Genomic DNA, 22,845 nt, shown 5'->3' on the forward strand with positions numbered 1-22,845 from the left:
CTTCCAATAAACATTCCAACACTTATTAAACCATTCATTCGCTTCTTTAAAATAACCTAAATCTACATATAAATCGGCAACATCTACCCCGCCAACAAACTCATCGTCATGTTCAGAAAAAGTATCTAGCTTACTTTTTGCTTCGTCTAATTTATCTAATTCGATTAAACATTTGACATGACTGTACAAGGCGTAATCTGATTTCTCGGCTGCTAATAGAAAATATTTTGAAGCTATATTTATATGTCCAAGATGGTAATTAGCCACTGCTAAGTTGTTATAGGAGGTTTTAGAAGGCTGTATAGAAATTGAAATTTCTAAGTTTGTTTTTGCGAGCTCCCAATTTTCTTGTCTGATATATATTTCTCCCAACAGACTGTATGGAAAATGAGATGTAGGTTTTAAATTAATCGCTTCTTCTAATAAAACACGAGCTTTTGTATCATCATATTCTTCATTAGAGTATATCCAAGCAAGATTAGTTAGTGATTGAACATTTCTAGACTGGTCTACTGCTGTTTGAAATAACTTTAATGCCTCTTTGTATTCATTTCTTTCCAGTAATTCAATTGCCTTTTTATTCGTATTCAATAATTTACTCCTCATTCTTTTTAGCATAATTATAGAGCGATGATCCGTAACTTTCAAATATCAACAAAATGATGTAACTAAATCCTTTCCTTAGTGGTTATTCTAGAGATATGTCGTGTGAATTTTCTGTTTGATTCCACTTCTTTCTTATGTTATATTTTTTAAAAAGAGAGCGCAATCGTTTGCGCAAGAAAGAGGGAGATACATCTATGCTTGGAAGTGAAGCCATACACCCTAACAAAATTTCAGTAGCAGAGGGGAGCACCTATTTCCATCTGGGAGCTGTGACCGATTATTCAGTCCATGGTCCCAAGCTCGTGCTGAAATTTCATGCTTCTGAGATTCTTATTCATTTCCTTAGTGACACACTATTTCGAGTGAAACTTAATCCCATGGGAGCTGTCAACGAAAAAACAACAGATGCTGTTGTCAAGAAAGCATGGTCCGACATTGAATTAACAGTGACTGAGAATCTAGATCAATATGTTTGTAAAACGAAGGACTTGGAAGTGCGAATAGATAGAAATCCATTTAGACTTTCCGTCTATAACGCAGAAGGACAGCTTATCAATCAGGATGAACCAGAAAAAGCTGTGGGCTGGAATGAGAAAAAGGAACTATTTGTGCACAAATTAATGTATGAGGATGAAAGATTCTACGGATTTGGTGAGAAATCTGGATATTTGAACAAAAAAGGCACCAAGCAAATCATGTGGAATACGGATGTCTATGCACCGCATAACGAAGAAACCATTGCGTTATATCAATCGATTCCATTCTTTATTAGTGTACGCTCAGCCTGTGTGTATGGAATATTCTTAGATAATCCATCTCAAACAGAATTTGATCTTACAGCGGAACAGCACTATTCATTCAAAGCAGCGGCAGGGGATTTGGATTATTATTTTTTCTATGGTCCTCATGTAAAAGATATTGTTACTCAATATACGGAGCTAACAGGGCGTATGCCGCTTCCTCCTAAATGGTCGTTAGGCTTCCAGCAATCCAGATATAGTTATATGAACGAAGAGGATGTTAGAGATGTCGCCCGAACAATGAGAGAGAAAGAAATTCCTTGTGATGTGATCTATCTAGATATTCACTATATGGATGAATATCGTGTCTTTACTTGGCATCCTACTCGCTTTCCACACGGTGAGCAGCTTATTGCTGAGTTAAAAGAGCAGGGATTTCACATCGTTCCAATTGTCGATCCAGGTGTAAAAAAGGACCCAAGATATAGGGTCTACCAAGAAGGTCTGGCTCATGATTATTTCTGTAAATACCTTGAAGGTCAAGTATATACCGGAGATGTATGGCCTGGGGAAAGTGCCTTTCCAGATTTCACAGAAACAAGTGTCAGGGAATGGTGGGGGATCTTCATCAGCACTATACGGATGCGGGGATTAAAGGAATCTGGAACGATATGAATGAACCAGCTATTTTTAATGAAACCAAAACGATGGATTTAGATGTGATTCATCAAAATGATGGGGACCCCAAGACTCATAAAGACCTGCATAATTTGTATGGCTACTATATGAGTAAGGCTACCTATCTAGGATTGAAAAAGCAATTAAATGGAGAGCGTCCTTTTGTAGTGACTCGTGCAGGGTACGCAGGGATTCAGCGTTATGCCGCTATTTGGACAGGCGATAATCGAAGCTTCTGGGATCACCTAGCGATGTCGATTCCAATGTTTCTAAATATGGGGGTATCAGGATTACCCTTTGTTGGAGCGGATGTAGGAGGCTTTGCTCATCCTTCCAATGGTCCTCTACTGGCTAGATGGACTCAATTAGGTGCGTTTACTCCATTTTTCCGTAACCATTCTGCTATAGAGGTTCCGCGTCAGGAGCCATGGAGATTCGGAGAAGAAGTAGAAGTGATCTGCCGGAAGTATATTGAATTACGCTACCGACTCATGCCGCATTTATACAACTTATTTTATGAAGCAAGTCAAACAGGGATTCCAGTTTTAAGACCACTGATGCTGGAATATCCAGAAGATCCAAATACGTTTGAGCTGGCAGATCAATTCCTTGTCGGTGATTCCATACTCGTTGCTCCAGTCTATCGACCCGATACACAAATGCGCCTAGTCTATCTACCAGCAGGGATGTGGGTGAACTATTGGACGAATGAAAGAGTAGAAGGGGGTCAATACGTAACAGTACCGACACCACTCGAAACCATGCCGATCTTTATTAAGGCAGGCTCCTTTATTGCAGAGGGACCGATTGAGCAATACGCAGGAGAGAAACAGGGAGCTGATCTTACAATCCATCTGTATCCGCTTGAAGGGGTGTCAGAGTATGTCTACTATGAAGATGACGGACGTACCTTCGATTATGAACAGGGAACGTATAATAGGTTGAAGCTAAGCTGCAAGCAAGAGAGCGGAGAGCTAGAAATTTCCTATACCTACGAACATAAGAGCTATGAATCAGGGCGAAAGAATCTTATCTTTTTCATTCATTCACCAAGAAGACCAGAAGACGTTGTGAGCGATGAACGTGTCGAATGGAGCTATGATGAGCAAAAGCAGGTTATTCAGCTAATCGTACCTGACCAATATGTGGAATGGGATATGAAGATAAAATACTAAGAAAAACCTATAAGAATAAGCTACTTCATCCGATATAGGAGAGTGTAGCTTATTTTTTATTTCCTTTTAACGGGAAAAAACTGGTGGGACAACAGAATACCTGGGAAGATTGTCCGAAAATATAAACAGAAGGGAAGCGAGAAGTATATGTTAAATAATCGGAAAAGTTTACGAATGAGGCTCTTAGTCAGCGTGTCTTTATTAGTGGTTTTATTACTTATCGCTAATGGGTTTATATGGTATGCCAGTATTAACAAATCAGTCGAATCAACCATCGGAAGTTTTAGTATGGAAACCGTACAATCCATAGCGGACTCCATTGATCCTGGGACATATCAGAACTTTCTAGCCAATCCGACAACGCAAAATCCAACTTATGTAGAGCTGAAAAAGAAGCTGAATGAAATTCGTCAGGATATTGGAGCTCTATACTTGTATACCTTGGATGGAACAGATGGAAAACTTGTTATTTTAATTGATGGAATGGATGATTCTGTAGATATTGGAACACCTACTTCGGGAACTCAGTATGAAGATGTAGCCCCTGCTTTCGCTGGGATGAAGAGTAGTACTCCTATTATCGAGGATGAGGAATATGGGGACTACTTATCGGCATTTGCTCCTATTAAGGGTCAAAATGGACAGGTCTTAGGTGTTTTAGGAATTGATATCGATGCTGGGACGGTTGGTGGAATTAAATCTAGCATTATTCAGGGAAGCCTTCCATGGCTCATTACTCTAAATACGCTTATTGTTGTTCTTTCACTTGGTGTCATTTTCTTGGTCTTAAAGAGAACCTTGCAGCCTTTGAGGGATTTATCCGATGCTGCGGAGAGAATTGCTTCTGGAGATTTGACCGAATTAGAGAATCAATATCGATCTGAGGATGAGATTGGCCAGATCTTCCGCTCTTTTGAATTTATGACAAAGCAATTGCGTTCGATTGTTCAAAACGTTCAAGGAAGTACAATTCAGGTCGATACTCACCTTGAGGAAGTGAAGCGAAACGCTACAAATATCCAAGAGCAGCATCGAAGTGTAAATGTAGCGAGTCATGAGATTGCTCAAGGGAACGAACAAGTCGCTTCATCGATGGAAAACACTTCTCAGCTTGTAGGGGAACTAGTGGAAAAAATCGAGAATGTAAGAGGCTCCGTGGATGAGATGGAAACCATTTCTTCTACCGTTGCAGAAACAGGAAAATCTAGCTATACCTCATTACAACACTTTTTAGATCGTAGTAAGGATACAGAACAAAGCTTAACCTTGATGAAAGATACTATGAGCAGTTTAGTGGCTAAATCGTTAGCAACAGAGAAAGTCGTTGAGGAAATTGAGAACATTGCCAACCAGACGAATCTTCTTGCTTTAAATGCTTCGATTGAAAGTGCGAGAGCAGGAGAGGCTGGAAGAGGGTTTGCTGTTGTAGCCAACCAAGTTCGAGCGTTAGCTGAAGAAACGGCTCACTCCACGAAAAACATCTCAGGGATTCTGAAAGACATTCAGACAGAGATTGAGAACATGCAGCTAAAATTAGATAACACCGTACAGAAATACAACGAAGATTCTAAAGAAGTGAACAAAGTCGCTACCAATGTTCAAGATTTACAAACGATGATTACTCGCCTAGAAGAAGGTCTTGGTAAAGTAACGACACATCTAGGCACTATGGAAAAACATCAGGAGCAAATTACAGGTGACGTTCATGGTGTCACTGCGGTGTCTGAAGAAACGGCTGCGGCAACGGAAGAGGTTACATCCACGATTCATGAGGTAAGTGAAAACGTCAATGAATTAGTAGAAGAAATAAATCAAGTGAACCAACACTTAAAGGGCTTGGTGGAAGAAACGAATAAGTTTAAGCTTTAAATATTAGTAAAAGGGAAGTAGGTCTTGATCAAAGAACCTACTTCTTTTTTTTCGAACATGTATGAGTAGGAATGATTGATCTTTCTATTATATCCATTTTTTTCTTTACTTTTTTCCACTAATCCATGAAAATGTAAAAGAGTAATCACATCTTATGAAAAAGGGAAGAGAAGCTATGTCACAATGGAAAGTGAAAGTATACAAACGGTCATTTTTATTTATATTCCTTTGCGTTTTCTTAGTAGCTTGCGGAAAAAATGTTGATGAAGGAGCACTAGGAGCAGAAACAAAGGCAAGCTCCACTCTTCTAAGCTATGAGCTTAGCCGAGCCAGTTATTCTGAACATGAAATCGAGATATACTATCCACAAATAGAAAATATGGGAGATAGTCATAAACAAAACCAATTAAACGAATTAATTAAAAGAGAGGCTTTGGCGATAATAGATCAATATGATCCTGAACCTCTAGGAGATTCGGATATTCAAATCAGTGAAGATTCTTTAGAGCTAGATTATAAAATCATGCTGAAGAATGATTATATCCTGAGTATTCAATATCTAGGGTGGACTTATACAAAAGGAGCTGCTCATCCTAGTAATTTGTTTTTCACAACAAATATAGATATTGTTAATGAAAAGCTAGTCCGATTATCCGACTTAGTCATAATAGATGAGAATTTCTTAAAGAAATTAAAAGAGGCGCAGTACATCCCTTTTGATCCAGATCTAAATCTTGAAGAATTAGGAGTTCTTGATGAATATCCTTTGAGTGATGATCAATTAATAAGATATTTCAAAAATCCTGATACTTCAGATATATATAATGATACAAAAAGTTACATAACAGAAGACGCTTTAGGAATTAGTCTTCCCTTCCCTCGTGCACTAGGAGATCACGCGGAGTACGAATTGAAATTTACAGACATCATTGAAAATATCCGTCAAGAAAATGAGCTATGGGAGCATCTATTGAAGAAGGAGTAAGTGTTTGGGTAAAAAGCTTGAAAAAAAGTGCAACATATTCCAATTTCCTCTCGTTAATAATTATGAAACCATCTACTAAATGATAATGAGAGGTAGAACAAGGAGGATTTGAGATGTTTAAGAATGTAAAAGCAGGCTTAATTGGAATGGTCATTGGAGGAATGCTCGTCAGTGGTGTCGGGTATGCTTCTACCTATCTAACGAAGATCGAAGTGAGTCTAGAACCAGTACAATTCAGCTATAATCAAAAGCTGGTAGCAACCAGTGATAAACAGGGGCAAATCTTTAATGGGAAGGAATACGTACCAGCAAGCTTTATCTATCAAGGAACGACGTATGTACCTGTAAGATTTGTAGGGGAAGCAGTAGACAAAAATGTAGAGTGGAATAATAAAACAAAGACGATTGAAATATCAGATAAGGCTCAAGCTCCTGTAGCTAAGCCAACCACTCCTAGTCAATCTACTTCCACAGCTAAATATGAGGTGATCTGGACTTCTGACTATGGAGTACCTGAAAGAGAAGATCAGAACAATCCTCTTCCTGCTAAGGTGAAGGAATGGGTAGGTGCAAATTATCAAAAGAATTATAACGGACATATGACTGAAAATGGCGCTACCTATATCTTGTTATCTAGAGGAGAATCATCAAGCTCTGGTCATGGAATTGAAGTGGATGATCTGACTCTTCAAGGCTCTAAAGCAACTGTAAAAGGAAAATATACAGATCCTAAGCCTGAGGAAATGTACTTAACGGTCATTACTTATCCGACCGTGTTAATCAAAGTGGATCAAGAGTTAAGTGATGTGACGTTTGATATTTCCAAGAATAAAGCATCTACTCCAAAAGAGGAATTAAAATAAATAATGATGATTACCAGCTAAGTAAAATAGAGAACGGCAGGGTGTCGCTTCAAGCATCCGAGCCGTTTTTTCTATTGACAAAAATGAGGATAGGAGTAAAATGGTAAAAAGCTTATTAGAGGATGGGAGAGAGTAGATGATGAAAAAAATAGGGTTTATTGGATTAGGAGTAATGGGGTATCCAATGGCAGGACATCTCCATCGAAAAGGGCATACTGTAACCGTCTATAATCGAACGGTACATAAGGCTGAAAAGTGGGCTGCTGAGTATCAGGGAGAATATGTTGAAGATTACATAAGTATGGTATCTGATTTAGATGTCTTGATTCTATGTGTAGGTAATGATGATGATGTGAGGGATATTGTCCAAAAGGCTTACTCAGAGATGAAAGCTGGCAGTATGATTGTGGATCACACGACGACCTCTGCCACAGTGGCTCAGGAGTTGGCTTCTTTAGTACGAGAGAATGGAATTGAGTTTCTTGACGCTCCTGTATCAGGTGGACAAGTAGGAGCTGAAAAAGGCTTGCTTACAACCATGGTAGGAGGTGAGCTCAAAGCCTATGAACAAGTGGAGGAGCTTCTTGCCTGTTACAGTAAAAAAGTAACCTACATGGGTGAAGCAGGAAACGGGCAACGAACCAAGATGGTGAATCAAATCTGTATTGCTGGATTGGTTCAAGGGCTAGCGGAAGGAATTAGTTTTGCCAAAAATGCCGGACTAGATGCTCACAAGGTGATCGAGGTCATATCGCAAGGAGCGGCTGGTTCCTGGCAAATGGAGAACCGCTCAGAGACCATGATTGAAGGGAAGTTTGATTTTGGGTTTGCAGTAAGCCTTATGAGAAAGGACCTTGGCATTGTCCTTGACGAAGCCAGACGTAATCAATCTGAATTACCTGTGACCGCTATTGTCGATCAGTTCTATGCACGACTTGAAAAAATCGGTCATGAAAGGTCTGACACCTCCTCCTTGATTGTACTGTTAGAAGAAAAGAATAGAACAGAATAGATAGGAACAGAAAAGATTAAGAAATGGGCTTAAAGGAGCCGTTCATATAGAAAAAAACAAATAGTGTCAGCACCCACTCATAGAGCACGAGGGTGCTGGCGCTGTTTGTTTTTCTGTTTAGGCAAGGAATCGTGTTTATGATACCTTCACTTGATAATTGATTTCGATTTGCTCTTTGTCATTCAACAGATAGTCCTGACCATTCACATGAAGAGGAACTGTTACTGCTGTTTCATTAGAGATCAGAAGCTGCCCTTGAGCAACTCGAATATTTAATCTGGCTCCACGGAAGACGATCTTAAAGGAGAAGGAAGTCCAATGACCTGGGATAAAAGGATTTAGAAACAGCTTCCCATCTCTAACCTTAACACCACCGAAGCCCTGAATGACAGACATCCAGGTTCCTGCCATACTTGTTGTGTGACAGCCATCTTCTGTGTCATTGTTATAGTTATCTAGGTCCAATCGAGCGGTTCTTAGGTACATTTCATAGGCCTTCTCCTGATAGCCTAATTCACAAGCTAAGATAGAGTGTACACATGGAGAAAGTGAAGATTCATGAACCGTCAATGGCTCATAGAAATCAAAATTTCTTTTCTTCGTATCAAGATCATATTGCTCACTTAGGAAGTAGAGACCTTGCAGAACATCTGCTTGCTTGATATAACAAGAACGCAGGATACGGTCCCAAGACCAGTTTTGGTTTAGGGGCAGATGCTTAGGATCTAATTCTCGAACAGGGATTAATTCTTTATCAAGAAAGCCATCCTGCTGTAGAAAGACACCTAATTCTTCATCATAAGGGTAATACATATTAGTGATAATATCCTGCCACTTACTTAATTCGACTGTCTTCATTTCTAAGTTTTTCTCGAGCTGAGCATAACGCTCTGGTTGGTTGTTTTTCAGATCATGAATTACCTCTAAGGTATATTCTAAGGTCCAAGCAGCAATCCGGTTGGTATACCAGTTGTTATTAACGTTATTTTCGTACTCATTAGGTCCTGTTACTCCCAGCATCACGTATTTTCCTTTTCGTGCTGAAAACTGGACTCTTTCTTCCCAAAAACGAGAAATCTCAACAAGAACCTCTAATCCGTACTCACCAAGATAGCTCTTATCTCCTGTGTAATTTACATAGTTATAGATGGCGTAGGCAATCGCGCCGTTACGATGAATTTCTTCGAAGGTAATTTCCCATTCGTTATGGCATTCTTCACCATTCATGGTGACCATAGGATACAAAGCACCTTTCGAAAAGCCTAGCTTGCGCGCATTTTCCTTCGCTTTTTCCAGATGCTGATGACGATAGATAAGGAGATTACGAGCTATTTTCTGATCGGCTGTACTTAAATAGAAAGGCAGGCAGTAAGCTTCTGTATCCCAGTAAGTACTTCCACCATACTTTTCGCCTGTGAAGCCTTTGGGTCCAATATTAAGTCTCGCATCTTCCCCTGTATACGTTTGGTTTAATTGAAAGATATTAAAGCGAATGGCTTGTTGAGCAGCGACATCTCCTTCAATTACGATATCGCTGTCCTGCCATTTTTGTGCCCATGCTTGTGCTTGCTCTAACAGAAGCTGGTCAAATCCTTTTGCTAAGGCTTCCTCTAATACTTTTTCATTTCTAGGTGCAAGCTGGTTGATCTCATGATCTCTTGAGGTTACATTGGACACGTATTTGTATAGAACGGTTTCCTCCCCTTGCTTGACGCTAAGCTCGAGCTTGTGAGCGACATACTTCTTCTTTTCTAATAGATCAGGCTGAAGCTGAAGTTCTTCTCCGTTTTGTGTCACTATTGTTTTCATGGTAGAGCAGACGTGAAAATCTAGCTTCTTTGTTTTGACAGTGAGAGAAGCTAATTCGTTTCGATTTTCTTTGGCTACTTCATCCCAAAACTTTTCATCATAATTGGCATCCTTGTTTTTAATGTCTGCATCTAAGTAAGATACCACTTCTATTTTTCCCTCGAAATTAAGAGGAGTGATCGAGTAGCGAATTGCTCCTAGTGAAGGAGAAACGATGCTGACGAATCTTTTTGCTTCAACTTGTATTTCTTTTCCGTTTTGTAAGGTGGCGGTGAAGCTTCTTAGAAGATAGCCTTCTTTCATATTTAACGTTCGAGTGAAATTCTTTACCTGACAGGTGGCTAGATCAAGAATCTCTCCTTCGATGTTAATATGCAAGCCTATCCAATTGGTTGAATTTAAGACCTTGGCAAAATATTCTGGATAGCCATTTTTCCACCAGCCTACTCTGGTTTTGTCTGGATAATAGATTCCTGCCATATAGCTACCTTGCAGGGACTTTCCTGAATAGTCCTCCTCATGGTTAGCACGTTGCCCCATATGTCCGTTTCCAATGCTAAAGATGCTTTCTGAGATTTCGTGAGTGTCAGGGTTAAAGCCTTCTTCAATAATGCTCCATTCATCTAGTTGAAGATATTGTTTCATGTTCTCTCCATCCTTTCGAAAGAAAAATAAAATAGATTTCTATGTTTGTTTTCTTGTTTGCCACATGAATGCAAACGGTTGCACTTCCGGCGATAAAAATAAGCTAGCTACACACTAACTAATTCAAAGGCTTCCTCCTATAAAATGTCGAAAATGCTTCTTATCATTTCTATTTTACCATACAATGATAGTAGAATATAGATAGAAAATTGACATTTTTTTGAGGGGGAGAATAATGAGAATCATATTGGTTCGTCATGGACAATCTATCGCGAATGCAGAAGGCAGACTTCAGGGGCAAAAAGAGTATCCTTTATCCTCCCAAGGGAAAGAGGAAGCGAAAAAGGTTGCTGAGTGGCTAGCACACCAGCCTATTGATGCGATCTATTCCAGTGATCTAAGCAGGGCGTATGAAACGGCTAAGGAGATAGCCGCATATCACTCGATCGAGGTACAGAAGGATGTAGAACTGAGGGAGATGAACCTGGGGAGATTTCAAGGACTGACAAGGAATGAAATTGAAGAAAGGTATCCTGATTTAGCTCCGTTAGACTGGCAGAGTATTGGCTTGGGAGATGTGGAATCAATAGAAGCATTATATGCTAGAACCCTAAGAGTACTAGACAAGCTGATCAAGACGCATTGGGGGAAACAGATCGTTGTCGTTTCTCATGGGGGCTTTATCGGGACAACCTTAATGGCGTTATTAGAGATGAAGTGGAAAGGGAAGCGAGCGTTTGCTATAGGCAACACCAGTTTGACCACCATTGATTTTAATGATCCAAAGCAATTTGTGATTGTTGGAATCAATGAATCCCCGCATCTTGCTTATACAATAAGGGAGAATGCTTCGACTAAGATTGGCTAGAAAAATTGGCTAAAAAAAGACCTAAGGATCTAATACCTCACGCTTTGGAGCAGGAGGTATATCGATTCTTAGGTCTGTATTTGTTGTTTTTGTATCTATTAAAGCTACATTCTTATTTGAATTGAGCCCATAATTGATCGAGGACTGCTTTATTAGGCTCTACACTATTGAAAGAAATAGGTGACTCAGGATAACCATCTAAGAAAGTATGGTAGGCAGGGCGAGGATTTTTGTAAATCACACCTTGCAGTAGTCCATCATACTCGATTACTTTCGAATACGCGTCTTTCTTATCTGATGGGTCATAGCCTTCGAGTGTATTCAAGTCAACAAGGTTCTCTTTGAAGTAATCATAGGTGTTCACCTTGTTGTAGGTTACACAGGGGCTAAAGACGTTTACTAATGAGAATCCAGGGTGTTCCATCGCTTGCTGAATCAGTTCTGTAAGTGTCTTGATATCTCCAGAAAAGGCTTGAGCAATGAAGCTAGCGCCAGCACCAAGAGCTAATTCAAGCGGTTTTACTTCTCTTTCTCCTGAACCTTCTGGAGATGTTTTGGATTTAAAGCCTTGAGCACTTGTAGGAGAGGTTTGCCCTTTCGTTAATCCATAGATTCGGTTATCCATGACCACATAAGTCATATCTACATTACGACGAGCAGCATGAGTGAAATGACCCGCTCCAATTCCGTATCCATCACCATCTCCACCAGCAGCAACGACCTTCAGACCGCTATTAGCTAGTTTAACCGCTTGTGCGACAGGAAGAGAACGTCCATGAAGTGTGTGGAAGCCGTAAGCGCGCATGTATTCAGAAACCTTTCCAGAACATCCAATCCCTGAAACAACAGCGACTTCATGCGGTTCTAAATTTTGATTAATTAATGCTTTTTGAATCCCAGCCATAACGGAGAAATGTCCGCATCCTGGACACCAAGTAGATACATCGCCACGATAATCCTTCATTGTTACTGCCATATTAAACAACCTCCTTTACAAGCTTTGCCACTTGAGAAAGTAATTCTGCTTTTGTGAATGGGTTTCCGTCATATTTTTTGATTGTTTGAAGCTTATCGCCAACTTGAAGCTCTTTTTGAATCATTCCACTTAATTGACCAGTCCAGTTGTTTTCTACTACAATGACTCGCTTCGCCGAATCGATTAATTCCTTAATGCCTTCCACTTGGAAAGGATACAAGACTTTGATATGAGCAAGTCCAGTGTTTTCGCCTTGTGTTTGAAGATCTTTGACAACCTCTTCAAGAACACCACGAGTAGAGCCTATCCCGATAAATAGAGTATCTACAGCTTTTTCTTCTCCACCAATAAACTCATATCCTTTTGTCTTGAAGCTAGCCAATTTACCTAGACGCTTATCCATCATGGCATTACGCAGGGTAGTATCTTCGGTAATGTGTCCTGTTTCGCTATGCTCATTGGAGTTCGCTGTGTAGACTCCGCCTTTTTGTCCAGGAATGGATCGAGGGGAGATGCCATCTTCTGTTAAGCGATAACGCTTGAAGTTAAATTCTTCTAACTCAGCAAGCTGTTCTTCGGTTAATACTTTTCCGCGATCGATCGCTTCAAACTTACTTAGATCATAATCTGGAACCGTTTGTTTATTTAATGACACCATTAGGTCAAGAGCGACAATAACAGGACATTGATACTGCTCAGCTAGGTTAAAAGCTTGAGAAGCTACAAGCATACATTCCTCAACTGTACTTGGTGTAAGGACGATACGAGGGATTTCTCCATGTCCGGCATAAACCATTGTATTTAAGTCAGATTGTTCATATTTCGTTGGTAATCCTGTTCCAGGGCCTCCACGTTGGGAGTTGACGATCACGACAGGAGTTTCAGAGATTCCCGCTAAGCCAAGTGCCTCTGTTTTGAGAGAAAGTCCAGGACCAGATGTACTGGTTAATGAACGAACCCCTGCAAAACCAGCTCCAATAGCCATCAGAATCCCAGCAATTTCATCTTCTGCTTGAACGGCTGCACCGCCTACTTTTGGTAGATTTGCTTTCATATATTCCATAATTTCAGAGGCAGGTGTAATAGGATAAGATCCAAGGAAACGACAGCCTGAAACAACAGCGCCAAAGGCAAAAGCATCATTTCCGATAAGAAGAGCTTGCTCTTTTTCTCCTTTTGGTAGTTGAAGCTCAAAAGGCTTAATGCCAAGGTTTTGAACATACTCATATCCTGTTTTAAGTGCATTAATATTAAGGTCAACAAGTGCTTGCCCTTTTTTAGAGAATTGTTGCTCGATGAGCGGAACAAAAATATTGTAATGTAGCCCCATAAGATAAACAGAAGAGCCAAGCATGATCATATTTCGGATGATCTTATTTCCAAGCTCCTCCGCCATTTTCACAAAGGAGGCATGAACGACAGTGATTCCGTCTACCATCTCTACTTTTTCTTCTTTTTTGTTTTCCATCAAGACAACACCGTTAGAAGCCATAGCGCCAATATTAAAATCATAGGACTCTTTATCTAATACGACTAAAATATCCGTAGTATCCCCATGATAGTAGACAGGGTTTAAGCTTGCACGAATTTGGTCGTTTGTATGTCCCCCTTTAATACGAGATGCAAAGTGCTTGTAAGACGCAATATGGAAGCCTTGTTTCATCAGTGCAGAAGCAAGGATACTTCCGGTACTATCGATTCCATCCCCTTGTTGCCCGCCAATCTTAACCGTGATTTCCGTTTTCATTCTAACCTCTCCTTCTGTAACATTATTCATTCCATAATTGTAATACAGGTGAATTGAATGACTTATATCACATCTGTTATAAAAAATAAGTCAGTAACAAGTAATACAATTCGATGAAACGAAAAGGGGTTCGTTCCCTTCGATTCAGTTATGTACTATTCTACAACAGGAAATATATATTTGGCAAGGTTTATTGAGAAAATAGATCATGTAAAATGTGTCTATTTTCGACAAATGTAAGCGTTTTAAAATTGTGTGTTTTTGTGTGAGATAAAAATGTTTGAAAGCTGTTACATATTCTTATTTAATCTGTACTACTGATGTTCATAAATAGTACAGAATGTTCTAAAAATGATTATTGATTCACCCGTAGTTATAAAAATGTTTAGGGTGAAGCTAGACTTTGTTAAAAATCAAGGGAAATAGTATAATAGAAGAGAATTTTTTAGTAGAGAATATGAAGAAAAAGGAGCCTTTTTATATGGAATCTTTCAAAGAGAGTATGTATAAATTAATTGTAGATACGTCCACTTATTTACCTCCTGATGTGAGATTGGCGATTGCTAAGGCAAAAGCAGGTGAAAATGCAGGGACGAGAGCGGCACTCTCGCTTTCCACAATCACAGAAAATATTAAAATGGCAGAAACCAATGTATCTCCTATTTGCCAGGATACGGGGCTACCTACTTTTCTAATAAAAACCCCTGTGGGTGCAAATCAAATGGAAATGAGCAGGGCCATTCGGGAAGCGATTGCAGAAGCAACGAAGAATGGTAAGCTTCGTCCTAACTCTGTTGATTCATTAACAGGAGAAAATAGTGGAGATAATCTTGGTGAAGGGCTTCCAGTGATTAAGTATGAGCAGTGGGAGAAGGATGAAATCGATGTGCGCCTTATTCTAAAAGGTGGCGGCTGTGAAAATAAAAATATTCAATATAGTCTCCCCTGTGAGCTGGAGGGCTTGGGAAAGGCGGGACGTGATCTAGACGGAATCCGCAAGTGTATTCTACACAGTGTCTACCAGGCTCAGGGTCAAGGCTGTAGTGCAGGATTTATCGGGGTTGGAATCGGTGGAGACCGAGGGATGGGCTATGAATTAGCGAAGAAGCAATTATTCCGAGAAGTAGACGATACGAATCCCCATCCAGAGCTAGCCAAGCTAGAAGAGTATATTATGGAGAACGCCAATAAATTAGGGATCGGAACGATGGGCTTCGGAGGTGAAACCACTTTATTAGGCTGTAAAATAGGCGTCATGAATCGAATCCCTGCTAGCTTTTTCGTTTCTGTTGCTTATAATTGCTGGGCATTTAGAAGATTGGGTGTTGTACTCGATTCTTCCACAGGCGAAATCAAGAAATGGCTATATAAAGAGGATCGTAATATTGAACAAGAGGTAGAAAAAGTGATTGAAGAGGCTCAGAAGCAAGGGTCGCGTGAAGTAGTGCTTCAGGCTCCAATCACAGAAGAACAGATTAGAGAGTTAAAGGTTGGAGATGTGGTCATCATCAATGGAGAGATGCACACAGGGCGTGATGCACTGCACAAGTATTTAATGGAAAATGATTCTCCTGTCGATTTAGACGGAGGCGTGATCTACCACTGTGGTCCTGTTATGTTGCAGGATGAAGAAGGGCAGTGGCATGTGAAAGCAGCCGGTCCTACAACAAGTATTCGTGAAGAACCGTATCAGGCAGATATTATTAAGAAATTCGGTATTCGCGCCGTCATTGGTAAGGGCGGAATGGGAGCCAAAACGCTGGCAGGATTAAAAGAAAGCGGAGCAGTCTATCTGAATGCTATTGGAGGAGCTGCACAGTATTATGCAGAGTGTATTCCACATGTAGCAGGCGTTCATTTCCTGAAGGAATTTGGTGTGCCAGAAGCGATGTGGCACTTAGAGGTCAAGGGCTTTGCGGCGATTGTTACGATGGATTCCCATGGAAACAGCTTGCATGCGGATGTTGAAAAATCCTCTTTAGAGAAGCTTGCTGAGTTTAAGGAGCCAGTTTTTAGCTAACTAGATAGTATCTTCGGAACAAGAACCAAAAGAAAATGGCCTGAGTCATCGACCCAAGCCATTTTCTTTCATTAATAAACAGGAATAAAACCAAGGTAAAACAAAAAAATGAATTAGTTCATGCTTAAACGAGCGCTGATTTCTTTAGCTAACTTTTCTAAGGTTGTTACATCTGTCATGTCAAAACAGATCGGTTGATGGCTGCGAACCACGATTTTCCCTAATTCCATGCTGTTTAGGTCTGAAATAGGGATGCGTAGCTCTGCATTTGTTTCCCACATTAAATTTTCTTCTAGATCGGATGCAGCTTCCAAAACAAGTTCATCCCCTTGAGTGAGGTATAGACCTACCCAATCAAAATATTGTACGTTGCTCTGAAGGTGCGTGACTAGCTCAGCGAATGTTTTTTTCAGATCCTGGCTAGTTAAGACCTGAGCAATCATTTTAATTGAGGCTAAGTCAGTATGAATTGACATAATCCTACTCTCCTTAAGACTTTTTTTCTTGCTATAATTCTTGCTTCAATTGTAACAGATTCAGAAAGGTTATTTCGTTAGTAAGTTAAGGTAATAAATCGAAGTGGAATGTATCTGACATTTGGAGGAATAATAAATGAAACAACGGATCACCCCAATAGCTCCCTATAATATGGAGCTTGTCTTATCCAAGCTGGCAATGGACCCTCACTATAAGGTGGATCTAGTTAGGAAAAAGCTTACGTTTCCATTCAGGGTTCGAAATGAGCAGCAACACCTCACAGGAAAAAATAGGATCTGTCAAATCACGATTGTAGGAACAACAGAACAGCCTGAATTAGAGCTAGAGTTCTTTGGTGATCCCTTAACAGAATCGGAGTATCGTGGTGTGATGGAAAGATTACATCGACGCTTTCAGTGGAACTCAACCATTTTATCGGACTTTTATCAGGCGGTTCAACCTTATCCTGCGATGAAGCAGATTGTTGAAGAGTATAGAGGAACTCCTTTGACCTTGGATGATAACATGTATGAGAGCTTAACGAAAAGTATTATTCATCAGCAGGTCAACCTTCGCTTTGCCCATCAATTGGTCTACCGTCTGTCTACAGATTACGGCGATTCGATTGAGCATGAGGGAGAGGAGTATTTTTTGTTTCCAACCCCTGCACAGTTGGCGAAAGTAGAGGTTAGTGAATTAAGACAAAAGAAATTTAGCCAACGAAAGGCAGAATACATCACAGACATAGCGAAAAAGATAATTCAGAACGAACTTCGCTTAGACGAGCTTTCTCCTCTTTCTAATTCCGAGATCCTAGAACGTCTAACACAAGAAAGAGGGGTTGGAAAATGGACGGTTGAGTGTATTCTTCTGTTCTGTTTAGGTCGACCCAACCTGTTTCCTGTTGCCGATGTGGGGATCCAGAATGCGATCAAAAAAATAGAAGGACTCTCTGCCAAGCCAACACAAGAGGAATGCCAGGCATGGGTGGCCCCTTTTGAGGAGTGGGGAAGCTATGTGGCGATCTATCTCTGGGAGTCACTTGGGAATAACAAAGTGGTGAAATTTACATAGAGTTGAAACGAGGATTAAATCATATGAAACAGAAGAGAAGAGAACATTCATCTACAGGGGCATCACAGGTCAAGGTGGGACAAGAGGTTACATTAACCATTCGTAGGCTGGGGATCAATGGAGAAGGGGTTGGCTATTTTAAGAAGCAGGTTGTTTTTGTCGATGGAGCATTACCAGGTGAGGTTGTCATTGCTCACATTGAAAAGATAGAGCCTAAGTTTGCGATCGGAAAAATCAAGAAAATTAGAACCAAGTCCCCAGATCGGGTGCAACCTCCATGCGCTGTCTATGAAAAATGCGGAGGATGTCAGCTACAGCATTTGTCTTATGAGGGACAGCTTAGAGAGAAGAAGGATCAAGTGATCCAGTCCTTTGAAAGGTATACAAGCTACACGGCAGATACGCTTCCGATTCAAGAAACAATCGGAATGGAGGACCCTTGGGCTTATCGGAACAAAGGTCAGCTTCAGGTGGGGAAGGTCGGCGATCAAGTTATTGCGGGCTTGTATCAGATAGGTTCACACCATTTGATTGATCTCTCTGAATGTGTAGTTCAGCATCCAAAAGCGAATGAGGTTGTCCAGAAGACGAAGGAAGTATTACAACAGCTTCAGGTTCCTATATATAATGAAAGAAAGCGCACAGGGGTTGTAAGAACGGTCGTTACTAGAGTAGGTTTTGAAACGGGGGAGCTACAGCTTGTTCTCGTAACCAATACTCCAGACATTCCGAGGGTACAAGAACTCATTATGGAGATTCGTTATCAGCTTCCTGAGGTGAAGAGTATTGTTCAAAACATCAATTCAGCAAAGACCTCAACCATTTTTGGTGATGAAACAAAGCTATTATGGGGAGAAGAAAGAATTGAAGAGAAGCTAGGAGATCTCTCCTTTTCCCTTTCTCCTAGAGCGTTTTTTCAGTTAAATCCGAAGCAGACGATCAAGCTCTATAACAAGGTCAAAGAATACGCAGGGTTAACGGGACAAGAAATTGTCGTTGATGCATACTGTGGAGTGGGAACGATTGGATTATGGCTGGCGAAAGAGGCAAAAGAAATTCGTGGCATGGATATCATTCCCGAAGCTATTATAGATGCTAGAGAGAATGCTCGTAGAAGCGGAATTAGCAATGCGATCTATGAAGTGGGAAGAGCAGAAACCTGGATGCCCAAATGGGTCAAGGAAGGATTTGCTCCTGATGTTGTCATTGTTGATCCACCTCGAACGGGTTGTGATCAGTTGCTTCTCCAGACCTTGGCTGAGGTGAAGCCGAAGAAAATCATTTATGTTTCCTGTAATCCATCGACTCTGGCTAAGGATTGTAAACAGTTGTTTAACTCTGGCTTTCAGTTGAAGGAGATTCAGCCAGTGGATATGTTTCCGCATACGAGTCATGTGGAGTGCTGTTCACTGTTAGCGTGGAAGGACAACTAAACCGGGGAATTTTGGCATAAATATAACAAAACGCACGTAATCGATCGATTTTTTCTTGCAAAGAAAATAAAAAGCCCAAAAAACATTAAAAATGGATAGAGTAAACGAGTTGAGGGGCTTACCTTGATCATATCGAAGGCCCACTTGAAAAGTTTGACGAAGATTTATTTGAAAGGGTAATAGAAAAAGTAAAGGTCACTCCACTGATAGAAGTGACCTTGTATTTAAGACAGGTATTGAGATAAAAGAGATCTTGGAAGGATAATACCATGCTCCAATAACATAATTGGTGAACTTGACTATTTTGAGTTAAGGTATATTTATGTGTTAAGCCTCAGATGAAAATCTGAGGTTCTTTAAATATGGGAGAAGATAACATTCCGTTTCCAGTTATAAAAAAGCAGATCCTTAAAAAGATCAAGTATCTATCCTCCCATTAAAGTTTTACTTAGCTTTTATATCTTCTAAACACTCGGCACAGATATATGATATCTTTACTCGAGTTAAGTTCTCGAAGGTATTGCACAGTACACAAGCGGGCAGAGAAGCTTCGTGTTTCTTCAGAACGAGAACGTTTTTATCTGTAAAGAATTCTAAGGAATCTCCTATTTGAATTTTTCTTGATTTACGAACCTCGTGAGGAATGATAATTCGTCCCAATCCATCTACTTTTCGAACAACCATTAATCTTAGACTCCCTTCTTCTATTTATTTGGGATTCTGGGTTACTTTCTGTTCTTGAGTGTATGAAACGAGTCCCTAAATCTTTTTTGAATTTCAACAATGTGTCTATCCAAACGTTGACTTAATTTAATAACCTCAATAGAGGCAAAACCTTTTTTACTTACTAATTCTGTTAGCTCCTCTCTTAATTTTTCTATCTCTCCTAGTAATTCATGCTCATCTTTATTGTTACATTTCCTTTTGTCAAAATATAAAATTCTAGGATTCCGGTCCGGTTTGTTCTCAGATGTTGTAGTCCAAGTGTTTCGAAAGAGAAAAAAACTTTTTGTTCGTATTGATTTCTTCCTAACTAATAACACTACAGTGACCACCACCTTTACAAATATTTAGGATATTAATTACTTTATACCAATATCCGAAACTATTAAATGTGAGAAAATATGGATATTTAATAAAAAATTCAAAAAAAAAAACCACTATTATATGGGTGCCTTTCAAAAAAATTAGATTAAATTTAATTGCCAACTCCATGGTGATAAGTATTTAATACGACTGAATCAGAGTTTTCATTTGCTAGATTATTATCGGCTTGTCCAATGCCACTAATTAACCCAATGCATATTACCAATGCTAATAAAAAAGATTTCATTGGTCACACTCCTTCTAATATAGATTGGAAACAATTTTTTTGTCGCGCTGTGGCAACATTATGATACTTCCAAAACTGTGCAACACTGGATCTAAACCCTTCATGATTATTAATTATAATAGATAACTCCATGCATTGCAAAAGTTCATCTATTGCAACTATTGTATGTCCTTTTTTAAAATTATATTCCGATTTGTACATAAAAAAATTATATTTTTGACTAAGAGTAACAGAGTTATTATCGTCACCGAAATGAGCAATTTGATCAGCAAATTTCTCTAGTATTTCGTCTAAAGGAAAATCATGTTTGCTGGCAGCCTCCATAATAGACAAGAGGCCAGACAGAATCTCGTTAGGATGTGCTTCTAAAAATTTCACATATTGATAAAGTGCTTCCCTATTCCCCAGCATTAAATCTAGTGAGTAAAGATATGCTTCCCCCCATATTCTAAACTTTTCAACTTCTTGTTTACCTACATCATCCAGGATTTTAAACCACCCTAGATCAATATACTTTTGTACATATTTCTTTGCTTCCTCATATTGTTCATGTTGCATTAAAGCAACAGTTTTAAGTAAATAGGATTGCCCATAGTAGACGACTAAATGCCTTTCTGTAACAAAAGGCTCTTGAACTTTATTTAAGGTTAATTTTCGTACTTCTTCTTTATAAACGATTTCACTTAATGATCGCAATTCATCGGCATACTTCTCAAGCTCTTCCCATTCTTTTAGTGTGTAACATACATTAGCTAGTTGTAATAGAGCATCCAGTTGATAGTTTTCGGGCAGGCGTTTACGATACGGTTCGAATCTAATTAATGCCTTGTAATTCTCTTCAGAGTTAGTTCCTATTTTTATTCTAAATAAGCGATACTGACTCATAATAAATTGGCTAGAAAAGCTGTCTTTTTCATTTTCTATGACATATTCATAAAAAGGAATAGCTTTGTCAGCCCTGCTGCTATCATATAACTTCTCCGCTACAGAAAATAGTATGGATAGATGTTTTGGATTATCTAATAACTGTGAGGTAATGAGTTCCAAGCATTCATGGCATTCAATTTCAGCACATCTAACCAAATATGGAATCAATCGTCGCTTTGTAATTTTGTCTCCCGACATGCATTCTTCTGGATAGAGTTCGTATAACCACCCCTCCTCTTTTCCAAAAGCCGTCGCAAACGCGTCCAGTTGATATATAGTGATTGCTCGTGGTGGATTACTGTTTAAAATCTCGCTTAAATGTCCCGGATTCATCCCTGTCAATTCTGCTGTTTTGCTTATTGTATATCCGTACGCTTTCATTTCTTTTTCTATTTCAGATCGTAATGACCGATGCAATGTATCTTGCACCATTTAATGACTCCCCTTCCAAATGTAATACATTAGTGTTGCCTTTATTTTACAACTGATTAATTCAAATTAAAAGCAATAATTGTTCATTTATTTAGAAAAACTTGTTTATACAAAATTCTACAAAAATTTTTTTTGGTAACTACCTAAGGATTACCATATTTAGTATATACTCTATATTGGGATTCAATATATAATCTTCCATATTAGAGAGTGTAAATTTGGAACTTGTTGTAAAATATAATTTTTCAATAAGTTTCGACATTATTCCATTAGAAAGAAGATTATAACCTCTGAAAGGGGATGAATTCATGTCCGAAATACGGAAATTTATCTATGAAATAGGAGAGGGATCACCAGAGTGGTTTTTCAAAACATATTATCGAAGAGTACATTATTTAGCATATTCCATGCTAGGTGATTACCACCTAGCAGAGGATATAACGTTAGAAGTACTGTACAAAGCATTTAAAAATTTACATAAAGTCAGGTCTGAGAATGAGGTGATGCCTTGGATTGCAACTATTACTAAAAGAACCACAATTGATTATATAAGAAAAAGAAAAAAACTGAATGAGCTTGTTAATGAAAATACAGTAATGGATATAATAGTTTCGAAGAATCAGAATAACTTAACAGTAGAAAACGAGTTACATAATTACAATATTAGTGAAATGCTAGAACAGGAAATTTCTCGTTTACCACGTATTTTTAAAGAAGTAATTGTATTAAAGTATTTTTTAGATTTTAATATTGAAGAAATAGTCTGCACTTTAAATATTAATAAAAGCACTGTTAAATCGAGATTATTTAGAGCTAGAACTCGTCTGAAAGAATGTCTTGAAGAGAAGGTTGATAGTGGATTGTGGAATTTATAACATTTGCACTTAATCAACCATAAAATTTTACCGAGAATTTTAGCAAGAGCACTAGTTCATTCTAGTATTAGTAATATTACCGACATTCACCTCATATATAAAACCCGCTTAATCATTCTCAATATGCGCTCTTTTCTATTATAAAATCCTGCACTTTAAAAACAGTCAATTAAAATTGATCCTTTGATCTTAAAAGATTTGACTTTCTATATTACCCAAAACAAAAAACAAAATATAATAAACAGAAAAATAAAAGACACACCGAATTGCTTAGTTTTATACAACGTGAGTAGTATAGAAA

Annotated in this window: 17 protein-coding genes and 2 pseudogenes; 11 read left to right on the plus strand and 8 right to left on the minus strand. The window is 39.0% G+C overall.

The window, feature by feature from the left end:
• Positions 1-591, minus strand: a pseudogene (locus tag JCM10596_RS21040) (tetratricopeptide repeat protein); the annotation flags it as partial.
• Between the two features lie 392 nt (positions 592-983).
• On the opposite strand from JCM10596_RS21040, the pseudogene JCM10596_RS26880 reads away from it, so the two are divergent.
• From JCM10596_RS26880 to JCM10596_RS21065, 6 genes and pseudogenes are all read left to right on the plus strand, one after another.
• Positions 984-2,758 (plus strand): annotated as a pseudogene (locus JCM10596_RS26880) (glycoside hydrolase family 31 protein); the annotation flags it as partial.
• A gap of 27 nt (positions 2,759-2,785) precedes the next feature.
• The gene (locus tag JCM10596_RS30590; protein ID WP_234410601.1) at positions 2,786-3,199 is read left to right on the plus strand and encodes a DUF5110 domain-containing protein; all 414 of its coding nucleotides are present in this window, start codon (positions 2,786-2,788) and stop codon (positions 3,197-3,199) included.
• 147 nt (positions 3,200-3,346) lie between these two features.
• On the plus strand, positions 3,347-5,068 hold the full coding sequence (locus JCM10596_RS21050; protein ID WP_034681982.1) for a methyl-accepting chemotaxis protein: 1,722 nt from the start codon (positions 3,347-3,349) through the stop codon (positions 5,066-5,068).
• A gap of 175 nt (positions 5,069-5,243) precedes the next feature.
• Positions 5,244-6,053, plus strand: a complete 810-nt coding sequence (locus tag JCM10596_RS21055; RefSeq protein ID WP_159102384.1) for a DUF4163 domain-containing protein — start codon at positions 5,244-5,246, stop codon at positions 6,051-6,053.
• 113 nt (positions 6,054-6,166) lie between these two features.
• Entirely contained in the window at positions 6,167-6,916 is a 750-nt protein-coding gene (locus tag JCM10596_RS21060) for a stalk domain-containing protein (protein WP_025028801.1), read from the plus strand.
• Positions 6,917-7,052: 136 nt separating this feature from the next.
• A complete protein-coding gene (locus tag JCM10596_RS21065) occupies positions 7,053-7,928 on the plus strand; it encodes an NAD(P)-dependent oxidoreductase (RefSeq protein ID WP_199900168.1) in 876 nt (291 codons plus the stop codon).
• Positions 7,929-8,063: 135 nt separating this feature from the next.
• Here the strand turns inward: JCM10596_RS21065 and JCM10596_RS21070 are convergent, their stop codons facing one another.
• Entirely contained in the window at positions 8,064-10,382 is a 2,319-nt protein-coding gene (locus tag JCM10596_RS21070) for a glycoside hydrolase family 65 protein (protein WP_025028803.1), read from the minus strand.
• 235 nt (positions 10,383-10,617) lie between these two features.
• Between JCM10596_RS21070 and JCM10596_RS21075 the strand changes: the two genes are divergently transcribed.
• Positions 10,618-11,250, plus strand: a complete 633-nt coding sequence (locus JCM10596_RS21075) for a histidine phosphatase family protein (RefSeq protein WP_025028804.1) — start codon at positions 10,618-10,620, stop codon at positions 11,248-11,250.
• Between the two features lie 112 nt (positions 11,251-11,362).
• On the opposite strand, the gene JCM10596_RS21080 is transcribed toward JCM10596_RS21075, so the two are convergent.
• Positions 11,363-12,226, minus strand: a complete 864-nt coding sequence (locus tag JCM10596_RS21080; RefSeq protein WP_025028805.1) for a 2-oxoacid:ferredoxin oxidoreductase subunit beta — start codon at positions 12,224-12,226, stop codon at positions 11,363-11,365.
• Position 12,227: 1 nt separating this feature from the next.
• On the minus strand, positions 12,228-13,973 hold the full coding sequence (locus JCM10596_RS21085; RefSeq protein WP_025028806.1) for a 2-oxoacid:acceptor oxidoreductase subunit alpha: 1,746 nt from the start codon (positions 13,971-13,973) through the stop codon (positions 12,228-12,230).
• A gap of 481 nt (positions 13,974-14,454) precedes the next feature.
• On the opposite strand from JCM10596_RS21085, the gene JCM10596_RS21090 reads away from it, so the two are divergent.
• Positions 14,455-15,993 (plus strand): fumarate hydratase, encoded by a 1,539-nt coding sequence (locus JCM10596_RS21090; RefSeq protein WP_025028807.1) that lies wholly within the window; start codon positions 14,455-14,457, stop codon positions 15,991-15,993.
• Positions 15,994-16,106: 113 nt separating this feature from the next.
• Here the strand turns inward: JCM10596_RS21090 and JCM10596_RS21095 are convergent, their stop codons facing one another.
• Positions 16,107-16,469: a hypothetical protein gene (locus JCM10596_RS21095; RefSeq protein WP_025028808.1), complete on the minus strand. Its 363-nt coding sequence runs from the start codon at positions 16,467-16,469 to the stop codon at positions 16,107-16,109.
• Positions 16,470-16,605: 136 nt separating this feature from the next.
• Here JCM10596_RS21095 and JCM10596_RS21100 point away from each other — a divergent pair, with 136 nt between their 5' ends.
• Positions 16,606-17,544: a DNA-3-methyladenine glycosylase family protein gene (locus tag JCM10596_RS21100; RefSeq protein WP_025028809.1), complete on the plus strand. Its 939-nt coding sequence runs from the start codon at positions 16,606-16,608 to the stop codon at positions 17,542-17,544.
• Between the two features lie 23 nt (positions 17,545-17,567).
• On the plus strand, positions 17,568-18,977 hold the full coding sequence (gene rlmD, locus JCM10596_RS21105; protein WP_025028810.1) for a 23S rRNA (uracil(1939)-C(5))-methyltransferase RlmD: 1,410 nt from the start codon (positions 17,568-17,570) through the stop codon (positions 18,975-18,977).
• Between the two features lie 444 nt (positions 18,978-19,421).
• Here rlmD and JCM10596_RS21110 read toward each other — a convergent pair whose 3' ends face one another.
• From JCM10596_RS21110 to JCM10596_RS21125, 3 genes are all read right to left on the minus strand, one after another.
• Positions 19,422-19,661, minus strand: coding sequence for an AbrB/MazE/SpoVT family DNA-binding domain-containing protein (locus JCM10596_RS21110; RefSeq protein WP_025028811.1), 240 nt, complete (start codon positions 19,659-19,661; stop codon positions 19,422-19,424).
• Between the two features lie 41 nt (positions 19,662-19,702).
• A complete protein-coding gene (locus tag JCM10596_RS29310) occupies positions 19,703-20,035 on the minus strand; it encodes a Spo0E family sporulation regulatory protein-aspartic acid phosphatase (RefSeq protein ID WP_369345681.1) in 333 nt (110 codons plus the stop codon).
• A gap of 278 nt (positions 20,036-20,313) precedes the next feature.
• Entirely contained in the window at positions 20,314-21,669 is a 1,356-nt protein-coding gene (locus JCM10596_RS21125; protein ID WP_025028813.1) for a helix-turn-helix domain-containing protein, read from the minus strand.
• A 308-nt stretch (positions 21,670-21,977) separates the two neighbouring features.
• Here JCM10596_RS21125 and JCM10596_RS21130 point away from each other — a divergent pair, with 308 nt between their 5' ends.
• Positions 21,978-22,544 carry an RNA polymerase sigma factor gene (locus JCM10596_RS21130; RefSeq protein ID WP_025028814.1) on the plus strand — a complete coding sequence of 189 codons (567 nt, stop codon included), beginning with the start codon at positions 21,978-21,980 and terminating at the stop codon, positions 22,542-22,544.
• The last annotated feature ends 301 nt before the right edge of the window (positions 22,545-22,845 follow it).

The sequence above is a fragment of the Caldalkalibacillus mannanilyticus JCM 10596 genome, assembly GCF_000615945.1.
In the GTDB taxonomy this organism is placed as follows: Bacteria; Bacillota; Bacilli; order Caldalkalibacillales; family JCM-10596; genus Bacillus_AT; species Bacillus_AT mannanilyticus.